Annotated in this window: 12 protein-coding genes; 4 read left to right on the top strand and 8 right to left on the bottom strand. The window is 68.2% G+C overall.

The features are described 5' to 3' along the window. Positions 1-67 precede the first annotated feature (67 nt). A complete protein-coding gene (gene sigJ, locus ACFVM3_RS05260; protein ID WP_378435755.1) occupies positions 68-988 on the top strand; it encodes an RNA polymerase sigma factor SigJ in 921 nt (306 codons plus the stop codon). 3 nt (positions 989-991) lie between these two features. Here the strand turns inward: sigJ and ACFVM3_RS05255 are convergent, their stop codons facing one another. The 7 genes from ACFVM3_RS05255 to ACFVM3_RS05225 all read right to left on the bottom strand — a co-directional run bounded on the left by ACFVM3_RS05255 (position 992) and on the right by ACFVM3_RS05225 (position 7,126). Further along, on the bottom strand, positions 992-1,426 hold the full coding sequence (locus ACFVM3_RS05255; protein WP_378435753.1) for an ester cyclase: 435 nt from the start codon (positions 1,424-1,426) through the stop codon (positions 992-994). Beyond that, positions 1,423-1,893: a carboxymuconolactone decarboxylase family protein gene (locus ACFVM3_RS05250; RefSeq protein WP_378435751.1), complete on the bottom strand. Its 471-nt coding sequence runs from the start codon at positions 1,891-1,893 to the stop codon at positions 1,423-1,425. Before ACFVM3_RS05250 ends, ACFVM3_RS05255 begins: the two co-directional genes overlap by 4 nt. A 325-nt stretch (positions 1,894-2,218) precedes the next feature. Next, on the bottom strand, positions 2,219-2,698 hold the full coding sequence (locus ACFVM3_RS05245; RefSeq protein WP_378435749.1) for a hypothetical protein: 480 nt from the start codon (positions 2,696-2,698) through the stop codon (positions 2,219-2,221). Positions 2,699-3,079: 381 nt separating this feature from the next. Further along, on the bottom strand, positions 3,080-4,387 hold the full coding sequence (locus ACFVM3_RS05240) for an MFS transporter (protein WP_378435747.1): 1,308 nt from the start codon (positions 4,385-4,387) through the stop codon (positions 3,080-3,082). A 5-nt stretch (positions 4,388-4,392) separates the two neighbouring features. After that, positions 4,393-5,541 carry a galactonate dehydratase gene (gene dgoD / locus ACFVM3_RS05235; RefSeq protein ID WP_378435745.1) on the bottom strand — a complete coding sequence of 383 codons (1,149 nt, stop codon included), beginning with the start codon at positions 5,539-5,541 and terminating at the stop codon, positions 4,393-4,395. Positions 5,542-5,552: 11 nt separating this feature from the next. Beyond that, positions 5,553-6,149, bottom strand: a complete 597-nt coding sequence (locus tag ACFVM3_RS05230) for a 2-dehydro-3-deoxy-6-phosphogalactonate aldolase (RefSeq protein WP_378435744.1) — start codon at positions 6,147-6,149, stop codon at positions 5,553-5,555. Beyond that, positions 6,146-7,126: a 2-dehydro-3-deoxygalactonokinase gene (locus tag ACFVM3_RS05225; RefSeq protein WP_378435742.1), complete on the bottom strand. Its 981-nt coding sequence runs from the start codon at positions 7,124-7,126 to the stop codon at positions 6,146-6,148. Before ACFVM3_RS05225 ends, ACFVM3_RS05230 begins: the two co-directional genes overlap by 4 nt. 55 nt (positions 7,127-7,181) lie before the next feature. On the opposite strand from ACFVM3_RS05225, the gene ACFVM3_RS05220 reads away from it, so the two are divergent. After that, on the top strand, positions 7,182-7,943 hold the full coding sequence (locus ACFVM3_RS05220; protein WP_378435741.1) for an IclR family transcriptional regulator: 762 nt from the start codon (positions 7,182-7,184) through the stop codon (positions 7,941-7,943). A gap of 11 nt (positions 7,944-7,954) precedes the next feature. On the opposite strand, the gene ACFVM3_RS05215 is transcribed toward ACFVM3_RS05220, so the two are convergent. Continuing rightward, positions 7,955-9,118 (bottom strand): TetR/AcrR family transcriptional regulator, encoded by a 1,164-nt coding sequence (locus tag ACFVM3_RS05215; RefSeq protein ID WP_378435739.1) that lies wholly within the window; start codon positions 9,116-9,118, stop codon positions 7,955-7,957. Between the two features lie 196 nt (positions 9,119-9,314). Here ACFVM3_RS05215 and ACFVM3_RS05210 point away from each other — a divergent pair, with 196 nt between their 5' ends. After that, positions 9,315-10,859, top strand: a complete 1,545-nt coding sequence (locus ACFVM3_RS05210) for an AMP-binding protein (protein ID WP_378435737.1) — start codon at positions 9,315-9,317, stop codon at positions 10,857-10,859. 43 nt (positions 10,860-10,902) lie between these two features. Further along, complete coding sequence (locus ACFVM3_RS05205) at positions 10,903-12,093, top strand: oxygenase MpaB family protein (RefSeq protein WP_378435735.1); 1,191 nt, start codon at positions 10,903-10,905, stop codon at positions 12,091-12,093. The last annotated feature ends 84 nt before the right edge of the window (positions 12,094-12,177 follow it).

Genomic DNA, 12,177 nt, shown 5'->3' with positions numbered 1-12,177 from the left:
CCTCACATCCGGCGGCCGTGTCTCGTCGTACCCGGGACAGCGCACGAGACCCAGGGGGCGAATTCCCATGAACGAACGCGCACACGGCCCGCTCGACCCGGCGTTGAAGGCGATCGTGAGTGAACGGCGCCAGCTGATCGGGCTCGCGTATCGCCTGGTCGGCTCGCTTTCCGAGGCCGAGGACGTGGTGCAGGAGACCTACACCCGCTGGTACGCCTTGTCCCCGGCGCAGCGGGAAGCGATCGACTCCCCCGGCGCCTGGCTGACGACCGTCGCCGGCCGTATCTGCCTGGACCTCCTCGGCTCGGCCCGCGCGCGACGGGAACGCTACGTCGGCGAGTGGCTCCCCGAACCCTTGCCGGGGCATGTCGAATGGACGACCCTGCGTCCGCCCACCGACGATCCGGCCGACCGGATCACCCTCGACGAGTCGATCAACATGGCCTTTCTCGTCGTGCTCGAGTCGCTGACACCGGCCGAGCGAGTCGCGTTCGTCCTGCACGACGTCTTCCGCTTCCCCTTCGCCGAGGTCGCGGAGATCGTCGGCCGCACCCCGGCCGCCTGCCGCCAGCTGGCCACCTCCGCCCGCCGCCGCATCCGCGCGACGCGGCTCGTGCCCGCCCCGATCGCCCGGCAGGCGGACCTCGTCAAGGAGTTCAAGAAGGCGTGGGAAGCCAAGGACATCGAAGCCCTCATCGGTCTCCTCGACCCGGACGTCAAGGCGGCCAGTGACGGCGGAGGAGTCGTCAGGGCCGCGCTGCACCCGTTCGAAGGGCGCGAGGAGGTGGCGTCCTATCTCATCACGGTGGCGCGTCTGACGGCGGGTCTCGACCTGGTGGAGCGGGAGGTCAACGGCCGGCCCGGCCTCGTGCTCCAGCAGGCCGGGCGGACCGTCGCCGTCTTCGCGTTCCACGTCGCCGACGACCGCATCCAGCGCATCTGGGGAATGCGGAACCCGGAGAAACTCCGGCCGTGGGCCGACGCCTGACCGCTACGCCGCGAGGGCGCCGAGTTGCCGCAGCTGGGTGAGGACGTCGACGACACCCCAGATCTCGGCGACGCGCCCTCCGGCGAAGCGGAGGATGAAGATCTCGCCGTAGGAAACCTGCTTCCCGGTGGCGGGCATCCCCCTGAACTCGCCCCGATGCGTTCCGGTGACGGTGTTCCGGCAGACGATCTTGTCGCCGTCGGCGAGCACGTCCTCGGCCGTGACCCGCAGATCGGGGAACGCGCGCAGCAGCACCGTCCACACCTGTTTCAGTGCCTGCGCCCCCGTCGTCTCCATCGGCACCGGCGCGTGGAATACCACGTCCGGCGCGACGACCTCGTCGATCGTCTTCTCGATGACGGCCAAGTCACCGGAGTTGGTCGCGTCGTGAAAGCGGCCGAACACCGCCCGATTGCGTGCCGTCTCGGTCGTGGTCATGCGAACTGCCCGACCCGGTAGTCGCCGCCGGGGTTCTGGACGATGGCGTTCACCCGGTTGAAGGCGTTGATCAGCGCGATCACCCCGATCAGCGCGGCGAGCTGGTCCTCGTCGAAGTGCTTGGCGGCGTTCGCCCACGCCTCATCGCTGACGCCGCCGCCGTCGGCCATCCGGCAGGCCTGCTCGGTCACCTCCAGGGCGGCACGCTCGGCCTCGGTGAAGACGTTCGCCTCCCGCCACACGGCGACCAGGTTGATCCGCACGTCCGTTTCACCGGCCGCGGCGGCTTCCTTGGTGTGGATGTCCAGGCACACCGCGCATCCGTTGATCTGGCTCGCGCGCATCCTGACCAGTTCCTGGATGGTCAGCGACAGCGGTGAATCGGCGAGTCCCCTCCCCGCCGAGACGATGGTCTTCATGAACTTCCCGCCGACCTTGTTGCCGAAGTAGTCGAGCCTGGCGTTCATCGCGATCTCCTTTGCCTTGGTGGGTGTTCTGCCCAACCGACGACACGGCACCGCGAAATGTGAGCCCGTCCCCGAAACGCCGTGTGGAGGACGGCCCCTCAGCGCGAGCTCCCGCAGGGAACGGAGACGTTATCGCGCTCTATGGTCTGGAGCCTGACCTTCCTGCCAGCCAAGCGCGACGACACCCAACGTCGAACCGACCGGCCGGCCGTTGACCAGGCTTCCGCGAATCCTGGCAACACCGAGGAAGCGGGATGACTCAACAACTTGGCATCAGGCAAGGACACTGCGAAACCGTTCAACTGCCGGTGAATAAGCGACGAGGTCAGCTACTCGACGGCTTGTCCGGGCAGTCTGCTCGCGTCCAGGTGGCGGTCAAGTCACGACTGACGACGATGAGCGACCCGTCGTGGAAGCCAATCTCGTGGCTACATCCGTCCTCGTGGGGCAAGATCTCATCCAACGTGACCGCGCCGAAGCCGGTCCAATCGGACTGGCTGATCGTGTCGAGGCTGAGACTGCTGACGCCGACATAGCGAAGGCTCAGGTCTTCTTCGTGCTTCCAGCAGTTGTGGCGGAAGCCCAGTTGCAGCCAACCTTCGCCAGCGGTCGCTCCTCGCAGCAGCGTGTCGGGCACGAGGTCCTTGACACACCGCCTGCTGAAGAAGTCGTAGTGATCCGGATCGGCGGCGAACGCCCGCGCGCCATGCGGGAGAGCGCCGACCAGACTGGGCAACAGCTCGAGATATGCGTGAGGATCAAGGAAGTTGCCGGTTCCGGTCGCTTCCACCCTGACGTGTTTCATCCGCCGTTCAACCTCTTCGCTGACGTGATCACAGTGCACCGGGTCCAGTGGAGACTACTCAGGAAGCGAACCGCGCGCCTCGCCTGCGGAGCTCCCGTCTACCGCCTCTTACTCCCACCGGGTTCGGCCCACTGAGCCTCAGGCGTCCCGGAACGCCGGTTGTCGGGATAGCCAGACCGAGCGTCCCGACGGGCTCCCTGATCTCGCGCGCCCTTCGGCCCGCTCGAGCCCATCGGCGACCGCCAGGATCCGGAAACTCGGAGAACTCGTTCTCGCACAGGGCTTCCGCCGAAAGTCACGCCGATGCCGGAGGACCGGGTACCGATACGCGACCAGTTCGGCGACTTCCCTCTCTCGGACGATTCACGCTGGTGCGGCTCGTCAGCCACGCGCGCCCCGCTCGGCGACGCGCTCGACCTTGCCGACCAGGAAGACGTAGGACAGGATCCCCGCGATCGTGATGACGGTCATGTAGGCGAAACCGGGGGCGAAGCTGTCGTCGGTGACGATCAGGCCGATGACGATCGGGGTGGCGATCGACGACAGGTTCCCGATGAAGTTGAACATCCCGCCGGTCAGCCCGAGCAGCCGTCGCGGGGCCAGCGCGGAGACCAGTGACCAGGTGATCGACGCGAGCCCGTTGCCGAAGAAGGCGATCGACAGGATGACAATGACCAGCGTGGTCGAGTCGGTGAAGCCCGCCGTGACCATCACGGTGCTCAGCAGCAGACCGGCGATGATGGGACCTTTCCTCGCCACGCCGAGCGAGGCACCGCGGCGCACCAGGAAATCCGACAGGACACCGGAAGCCAGCACACCGACCAGCGCCGCGATGAACGGCAGCGACGCCAGGAAGCCGGACTTGATGTAGTCCATTTCCCGGTATTCGACGAGATACGTGGGGAACCAGGTGAGGAAGAACCAGAGCGTCGAGGTCAGGCAGAACTGTCCGAAGTAGATTCCCCACAGCTTCCGGCTGCCGAGCACGGTCGCCAGATCCGCTCGCGTGATGCGAGTCCGTTCGGGGCGCTCACGCGGTAGATCCACCAGGCCGCCGCCGGAGCGGATCAGCTCGACCTCGGCCTCGTTGGCCCGCGAGTCGCGCGGCTCCCGGTACTTCGCGTACCAGAGCACCGCCCAGAGGATGCCGACCAGGCCAGTGGCGATGAACACCCAGTGCCACGAAAGCACGGTCTGCAGCCAGGACAGCACCGGTGTCAGCAGCGCGAGGCCGATGAACTGGCCCGAGGTGTAGAAACCGATGGCCGTGGCGCGTTCGCGTTCCGGGAACCAGACGGTCGCGATCTTGCTGTTGATCGGATAGGCGGGTGCCTCGAAGACCCCGACCATCAGCCGCAACGCGATCAGCGCCACGAATCCGCCGATGATCCCCATGAAGAACGTCGCGAGCGACCACAGGATCAAACAGGCCGGATAGAGCAGCCGCGGCGGGATCTTGTCGACCAGCCAGCCACCGGGCAGCTGCAACGCGGCGTAGGTCCAGCCGAAGGCCGACAGGAGCAGGCCCTGCTCCGCTTTCGTCAGGTCGAGTTCGCCGGCGATCGCGGGCATCGCGATCGACAGGTTCGAGCGGTCCAGGTAGTTGATGACGACGGTGATGAACAACATCACCGCGATGAGCACCCGGAACCGGGTCGGGCGCACCGTGGCTTGGACGGCGGTGGTCATCGCGCTCACCATTCCGCGAACGAGCCGTCGGTGTGCCGCCACACCGGATTCCGCCAGCGATGTCCCTCGGCCGCCCGTTCGGCGACGTACTCTTCGTTGATCTCGATGCCGAGCCCCGGCCCACCGGGGATCGCGACCTGCCCGTCCTCGTAGGCGAACACCGACGGATCGGCCAGGTAGTCGAGGAGATCGTTGCTCGTGTTGTAGTGGATGCCGAGGCTCTGTTCCTGGATCGTCGCGTTGTAGCAGCCCGCGTCGATCTGCAGGCAGGCCGCCAGCGCGATCGGGCCGAGCGGGCAGTGCAGCGCCAGGCCGACGTCGTACGCCTCCGCCATGTGCGCGATCTTGCGCGCTTCGGTTATGCCGCCGCAGTGCGACGGGTCCGGCTGGATGATGTCGACGGCGCCCGAGGCCAGGACCGCCTTGAAATCCCACCTCGAATACAGCCGCTCGCCGAGCGCGATGGGGATCGGAGAGTTGCGGAGGACGTCGCTGAAACCGTCGACATGCTCGGACAGCACCGGTTCCTCGACGAACATCAGCCGGTACGGCTCCAGTTCACGCAGCAGGACCTTGGCCATCGGCTTGTGCACGCGGCCGTGGAAGTCCACCCCGATACCGATGTTCGGGTCCACTGCCTGGCGCACCGCGTCCACATTGGCCACACAGCGGTCGACCTTGTCCCAGGTGTCCAGATAGGACAGTTCCTCGGTGCCGTTCATCTTCACCGCGCTGAACCCACGATCCACCACCTCACGCGCGGCGCGGGCGGTCTCGGCGGGCCGGTCGCCGCCGATCCACGAGTACACCTTGATCCGGTCGCGCACCCGGCCGCCGAGCAGTTCGTGGACCGGGACACCGAGTGCCTTGCCCTTGATGTCCCAGAGTGCCTGGTCGATCCCGGCCAGAGCGCTCATGTGGATACCGCCGCCGCGATAGAACCCGCCGCGATAGAGGACCGTCCACAGATCTTCGATCCGCGAGGGATCCTTGCCGATCAGGTAATCGGAAAGCTCCTCCACGGTGGCGGCCACCGAAGCGGCCCGGCCCTCCAGGACCGGTTCGCCCCAGCCGGTGACGCCCTCGTCGGTCTCGATCTTCAGGAACGACCAGCGCGGCGGCACCTGGTATGTCGTCATTGACACGATCTTCATGGGTTTCTTCCTTAGTCCTGGTGCCAGATCCTGGAAAATTCGCGAGCACGGACGCCGACCGCGTCCGCGTCGTCACCCGGCCGGTAGAGGCAGGAACCCAGCCCCGCCCCGGCCGCCCCGGCGGCGGCCCAGTCCGCCAGGTTCGTTTCGTCGACCCCGCCGACCGGCAGCAGCCCGACTTCGCGCGGCAGCACGGCGCGCCACGCCTTCATGCCCCCGATCCCGACGGCGTCGGCGGGGAACAGCTTGAGGTTCCGGGCGCCCGCGGCCACCGCGGCGAAGGCCTCGGTGGGCGTGGCCACGCCCGGATACGGCGTCATCCCCTCGGCCACGGCGGCGGAGATCACCGCGGGGTCGGTGTTGGGCGCCACGATCATCCGCGCCCCGGCCGCCCGCGCCCGGCCGACGTCTTCCGTGGTGAGCACGGTGCCCGCGCCGATCTCGCACCCTCCGCCGAACGCGTCCGCGAGCAGGCGCACGCTTTCGAACGGCTCCGGGGAGTTCAGTGGCACCTCGATGACGGGGAATCCCGCGTCGACGAGCGCCCGGCCGATGCCGACGACCTCGGACGGGGTCACTCCGCGCAGGATCGCGATCAAACCGGTCACGGCTTCAGTGTCCTTTCGAGACGGTCATCGAGCAGTCCGGCGGCCGTCGCGATACGCCACAGCCCCCGTGCGGTGATCTCCTCGGAAAGCACGGTGGCCTCCACTCCCCTGTCGGCGAGAGCGGCGGCATAACGACGGCAGAGTGCATTGGCTCCACAGAGCACGACGTGGTCGTCCGAGTCACGCAGCAGGTGCGAGACCTCATCGGCGATCAGGACGCCGGAGAGGTAGTCGGGCAGCGACTCCGGTGCCAGTACGCCGTCGAGCACGAGCGGGCGGCCGCCGAACGCCTCGGTGGCGAGCCCTCGCGAGCGCCGTCCCGCGGCAAGGCCCCGCGAGAACGCCGCGTCGTCGGCGACCGGATCGGCGGCCGTGCGGGCGAGGATGCCGTGCGCGATCAGCAATCCGTACAGTTCACCGGTCATCGCGGTGGTGAAGCCGGTGACGAGCCCGTCCTCGACTCGGACCCATTTGCTGTGCGTGCCGGGGAGCACCAGGGTGAGCGGTCCGCCGGGGTGCCCGAGCGTATCGAGCGCGCCGACGAGTTGCGTTTCCTCGCCGCGGATGACGTCGCCCGGGTTCTCGCCGGACGGGATCCGCAGTCCCGGTACGAGATGGAGCACGCCGTCGCGGTGGGAAACCGGGACGAGCGAAGGGAAGTCGAGCGCCGCCGGGACGGTGCGATAGCCGGAGTCGGTCCAGCCCTGCGCGCTGCCCACCATCCCGGAGGCGAGCGCGGGAAGCCCGGGGTACGCCGTCAGCCAGTCGCCGCAGGCCTGCCGGAAGGCCGACTCGTAGGCGGCCGCCCTCGCTCGCGGATCCCGGAGGTCCACGTCCTCGGTCGTGGTGAGCAGTCCGCGCCCGGCGTCGCGGGCGGCCAGGATCTCGCCGTCTCTGCCGAGCAGCCAGGCGCGTTGAGCGGAGGTGCCCCAGTCGAACGCGATCAAGGCGGGTTCAGTGTCCGTCACGAGCGACATCGTGCGGTCGCGTTCCCGATAATGCGATCGACGTCCCTATATGTAGGATCCAGCCATGTCCGACACGGCACCGCCCGGCACCCAGACCCTCGCCCGCGGCCTCGCGGTGATCCGCGCGGTCGCGAACGGCGCGGCCGACCTCCGCGCCCTGGTCGACCACACCGGCCTGGGCCGCAGCACCGCGCACCGGCTGGTCCAGCTGCTGGTCGGCGAGGGCTATCTGCGCAGCGGACGGGACGGCTACACCCTCGGGCCGACCTTGATCGAGCTGGGTTTCCAGGCCCTGCACGGAAGTCCGCTGCCGGTGGTCGCCAGGCCGGTGCTGGAGGAGCTGGCCGACCAGTTGCGGGACACGGTGCACCTGGCCGTCCGGGACGGGGATTCCGTGCTGTACCTGGACAAGCTGCCGGGTTCACGGGGCGCGGAGATGCGCTCCCGCATCGGGCACCGGATGCCGTTGACCCGCACCGGTGTCGGTATGGCGCTGCTGCTCGACTCCGCGCCCGAGTGGCGGGAGCTGTACCTGGCCGAGACACCGGCGGAACCAGGCCGGGTGCGTCCGGAGGACGTCGACGCCTTCCTGGCGCGGATGCGCGAGTACGCGGAGTCGGGGGTGGCGATGGACCTGGAGGACAACGAACCGGGGATCCGCTGTGTCGCGGCGCCGATCCGGGACGCCACCGGCGCGATCGCCGGCGCCATCAGCGTTTCGGCGACCCGGCCGTACATGCCCGCCGCCCGGATGCGCGGCCTGAACCGCGTCGTCGGCCGTGCGGCGCGCCAGATCTCCGCCGGGCTCGGCCACCGCGAACCCTAGGGACGGGTTCGTCAGACGCCCAAGGCACCCACGAGCAACGCGCTGACGGCGTCACGGTTGGCGGGGACGTCCTCCCAGCGCAGCCTCCGGCCCGCTTCGACCACCACCCCGAAACCCGCGTGCACGAGCACCCTCGCCTGACGCTGGTCGAGTTCCGGCCGCGCCGACCGCAATTCCCTTTCCCAGACGGCGATATGCTCGCGCTGCGCGCTGACCAAGGGCCGCTGCAGAGCCGCGGGGAGGCCCGCCAGTTCGGCGTTGGCGACGCTCGTGAGCGCGGTGTGCTCGAAGCTGTACGCCACATACGTCCGCGCCAGTGCGAGCAAGGCGCGGCCCGGGTCGTCGACACCGCGCAGGTTCTGTTCCACCGCCTCGGACAGAATCCCCGCCGCCTGGAGGCACGCGGCGGCGAGAATGTCGGCCTTACCGGGGAAATACCGGTAGAGCGCGGACGGCACCAGCCCCACGGCTTCGGCGATCCGGCCGTTCGTGACGTTGACGAAACCGTCCTGTTCGAACAACGGGATGGCGGCCGCGATGATCTCCGAACGCCGGGTTCGCGTCACCGGGCCGGACGGCAGCTCGACGGCGTGTGTGCCCGCACCGCCCGTCGCCGGGTCGGTCGCGGCCACCCGCAGCGCCGACTCCACCAGCACCTCTTCCACCCGGCGCTGGGCGATCGACGTGCGGTGCATCGTGATGGACCCGATCACGCCGAGCGCGGCCACGGCCCGCAGGCCCGCGTCGGGGAGCGGATACTCCCGCCGCACCGCTTCGGTCACCCGGTCCACGATCTGCCCGAACTTCAGCGCGAGCGAGTGCCGGTCTTCGCGGTCGAGATACCGGGATTCCCAGCGGTACAGGCCGCTCGACGCGCGATGGGTGACCGTGCCCCGCGTGACGGCGGCGAGCACGTCCGCCAGCGGGGCGCCGGGCGCGACCTCGTCGAGGGTGGCGGCGAGCCGGTCGGCCATGACGTTCGCGCACGCGGCGAACAGCGCGTACTTGTTCGGGAAGTGCCGGTACAGGGCCGCCGCGGTGATGCCGACGTCGGCGGCGATCTCCTCCATCGACGCCGCATGGTAGCCGTGTTCGCTGAAGATCCGCCCGGCCGCGTCGACGATCGTCTGCTTGCGGTTCCGTGGCCGGACGGCCGCGGTCGAGTCGGCGCTCATCGCGGGTTCCGATCGGCTGCGCACGGGGACGGGACCATGCGGGGAAGTCAACCACGAACCGGATCACCACCACGGGAAATGTCCGGCCAGACCCGTGGCCCGATGTGATTCTCGATTAACTTATGGGTTCTCAACCGGCGGTTTGGCATGCATACTGACTTCGCGACCAGTCCCGTTCCGACACCTGAGGATGGCCATGTCGACCGCTTCGGCTCCCGCCTCGTCCTTCCGGCACCACTGGATGGCGCACGCGGCGACGCACGCGATGATGCGACCGGACAAGCCCGCGCTGCGGTACCTCGGGGAGACGACCACCTGGGCGGAGCTGTCGCTCCGGTCCTTGCGGTTGGCCGCCGGTCTCGCTGCCCGCGGTGTCGACGAGGGCCATCGGGTGGCCACGCTGACGTTGAATCACCCGTGGTTCGTGGAAACCGTGTTCGCGGCGAACAGCCTCGGCGCCATGGCAGTCCCGCTCAGCTTCCGGCTCGCACCGGCGGAGCTCGACTACATCCTGGCCGACTGCACACCGTCCGCCATCGTCGTCGACGAGCGGTTGCTGCCCCTGCTCGACGCCGCTCCGAACGCCGCGGCGATCGGGACGGTGCTCGTCATCGGCGAGTCGTACGAGGAATTCCTGGCCGCGCACGAACCGCTGGAACTGCCCGACGTCAGCGAGGAGTCGACGGCGCTGATCATGTACACCTCGGGCACGACCGGCAGACCGAAAGGGGTGATGCTCTCCCATCGCAACCTGCAGACGCAGGCGATCACCTGCATCCAGGCGATGAAGATCTTCGACGACACCGACGTCGCCTTCCTGACCGCGCCCTTCTTCCACATCGCGGGCCTGGGGTCGATCGTGGCGAACTTCCTGGTCGGCGGCGTGGTCGTGATCCATCCACTGGGTGCCTTCGATCCGGGCGCGGTGCTCGACGCCTACGAACGCGAAGGCGCCACCGTGGTGTTCAACGTTCCCCAGCAATGGGACCTGATCTGCGCCCAGCCGGACATCGCCGAGCGGGATCTGAAGCTGCGGATCATCAGCTGGGGCGCGGCTCCCGCGACGAAGGCGACACTGCTCGCCATGGCCGAAAAATTCCCCGGCGCCCTCAACGTGGCCGTGTTCGGCCAGACCGAGACCTCCCCGATCACGTGCGTCCTCAGCGGCGAGGACTCGATGCGCAAACTCGGCTCCGTCGGCAAACCGATCCCGACCCTCCAATACCGCGTCGTGGACGACGACATGAACGACGTCGCACCGGGCGAGGTCGGCGAGATCGTCTATCGCGGTCCGACGGTGACCAAGGGGTACTGGAAGAAACCACGGGAGACCGCGGAAGCCTTCGCCGGTGGCTGGTTCCACTCCGGCGATTTGGTCTCCCAGGACGAAGAAGGTTTCATCTGGGTGGTCGACCGCAAGAAGGACATGATCATCAGCGGCGGCGAGAACATCTACTGCGCCGAACTGGAGAACGCGATCTCCGCGCATCCGTCGGTACTGGAGGTCGCCGTGATCGGCCGGGCCGACGAGCGCTGGGGCCAGGTTCCGGTCGCGTTCGTCACCACCCCGGCGGATATCGCACCGTCCTTGGCGGAACTGGTCGAATTCCTCGACGGCAGGCTCGCGTCGTTCAAAATGCCCAAGGATCTCGTCGTGGTCCCCGAACTCCCGCGCAACGCGGGCGGGAAAGTGGTCAAGGGTTCGCTCCGCGACCTGGACGGGAAACGCGCACATCACTAGCGAATCACTCATCGGATACCTACCAAGGAAGTTAGGTCAGTAAATGAGCGATCTCAGCAGGAGGAATGTTCTGTCCCTCGGTGTCGCCTTGGGACTGGTCGGCGCGGCGAGCGTCGCACCGGCCTGGGGTGCGACGCAATCCGGTTCGGCCGCCGACCCGTGGTGGGTCTGGGACGACGAAATCGACCGCATCATGGCCGGGATCCTCGAAGCGGGCCAGGTTCCGGCGGTCAACACCGCGATGAAGTCCTGGGTGGACAACAACGATCCGCTGCCCGGCGGCCTGCCCGCCGACCTGACGGGCTTCCTCCAGCGCGTCCACAAGCTGCCGTCCTGGGCCGACCCTGCGAAACTGCGCCGCGCGGCCGATTTCAACCGGCGCAAGGACACCTACCTGTTCATGCTGTACGGGCTCGGCAGCGGCATCATGAGCACCGTCATCCCGCGTGAGGCCAAATCGGTCTACTGGTCCGCGGGCGGGGCCGACATGCAGGATCGCGCGGCCAAGACGTTCACCTTCGGCTACGACCTGAGCGACCTGAACGCCTTCGAGCCCGACGGCCAGTTCGTGGTCACCGCCAACAAGACCCGGCTCGTGCACGCCGCGGTTCGGCATCTCCTGCCGCAGTCGGCGCACTGGAAGGCCGTCGCGGACGAGCGCATCCCGATCAGCAACGGCGACATCCTGGTCACCTTCCACAGCCTCGGCACCTACGTGCACCGGAAGCTGCGCGAGTGGAAGGTCCCGATGTCGGCCGCCGACGAAGAGGCCTTCCTCCACATGTGGCAGGTCGCCATCCACCTCCTCGGCGTACGGGAGGAGTTCATCCCGAAGACGTGGGCCGCCGCGCACGCGCAGTCGGCGCAGGTGCTCACCCCGATCCTTTCCCCGTCGCACGAAGGGAAAGAGCTCGCCGAAGACCTGCTCGGACTGACCGCGCAGATCGATCTGGGCGTCACTCGCGGGTTCCTCAACGAATTCGTGCGCTACGTGCTGAGCGACGCGATCGGCGACTGGCTCGGGCTGCGCCGCGACTACGCGTCCGCCGCCCTCATCCGCACCGCGTGGCCCGCCTACATCGCCTTCCGCGAGGGGCTGATCCCGGTCATGCCCGCCGGTTTCTACATGTTCGACCAACTGGTGCGCGCGCTGGCGATGTTGTTCCTCAACAAGGGCACCTCGCCGACGACCACCCCCATCACGATCCCCACCGGGAACCGGCCGGGGGCCTGAGCGGTGGTCGGAGGGGCTTCCCAAAGGGTGACGTGATGCGAAAGCCACTTTCGCGACGTTGAAGGTTGCGAAAGTGGCTTTCGC

Origin of the sequence: Amycolatopsis sp. NPDC057786 (genome assembly GCF_042797905.1) — a bacterium.
Taxonomy (GTDB): Bacteria; Actinomycetota; Actinomycetes; order Mycobacteriales; family Pseudonocardiaceae; genus Amycolatopsis.
This window is presented reverse-complemented; position numbering and strand designations above follow the sequence as displayed.

Bases quoted from the DNA above. Each gene is read 5' to 3' on its own strand.
- ACFVM3_RS05220 (WP_378435741.1), top strand. From the start codon at position 7,182: ATGTCCGACACGGCACCGCCCGGCACCCAGACCCTCGCCCGCGGCCTC.
- ACFVM3_RS05210 (WP_378435737.1), top strand. From the start codon at position 9,315: ATGTCGACCGCTTCGGCTCCCGCCTCGTCCTTCCGGCACCACTGGATG.
- ACFVM3_RS05240 (WP_378435747.1), bottom strand. From the start codon at position 4,387: ATGACCACCGCCGTCCAAGCCACGGTGCGCCCGACCCGGTTCCGGGTG.
- ACFVM3_RS05250 (WP_378435751.1), bottom strand. From the start codon at position 1,893: ATGAACGCCAGGCTCGACTACTTCGGCAACAAGGTCGGCGGGAAGTTC.
- ACFVM3_RS05245 (WP_378435749.1), bottom strand. From the start codon at position 2,698: ATGAAACACGTCAGGGTGGAAGCGACCGGAACCGGCAACTTCCTTGAT.
- ACFVM3_RS05205 (WP_378435735.1), top strand. From the start codon at position 10,903: ATGAGCGATCTCAGCAGGAGGAATGTTCTGTCCCTCGGTGTCGCCTTG.
- ACFVM3_RS05255 (WP_378435753.1), bottom strand. From the start codon at position 1,426: ATGACCACGACCGAGACGGCACGCAATCGGGCGGTGTTCGGCCGCTTT.
- dgoD (WP_378435745.1), bottom strand. From the start codon at position 5,541: ATGAAGATCGTGTCAATGACGACATACCAGGTGCCGCCGCGCTGGTCG.
- ACFVM3_RS05215 (WP_378435739.1), bottom strand. From the start codon at position 9,118: ATGAGCGCCGACTCGACCGCGGCCGTCCGGCCACGGAACCGCAAGCAG.
- ACFVM3_RS05225 (WP_378435742.1), bottom strand. From the start codon at position 7,126: ATGTCGCTCGTGACGGACACTGAACCCGCCTTGATCGCGTTCGACTGG.
- sigJ (WP_378435755.1), top strand. From the start codon at position 68: ATGAACGAACGCGCACACGGCCCGCTCGACCCGGCGTTGAAGGCGATC.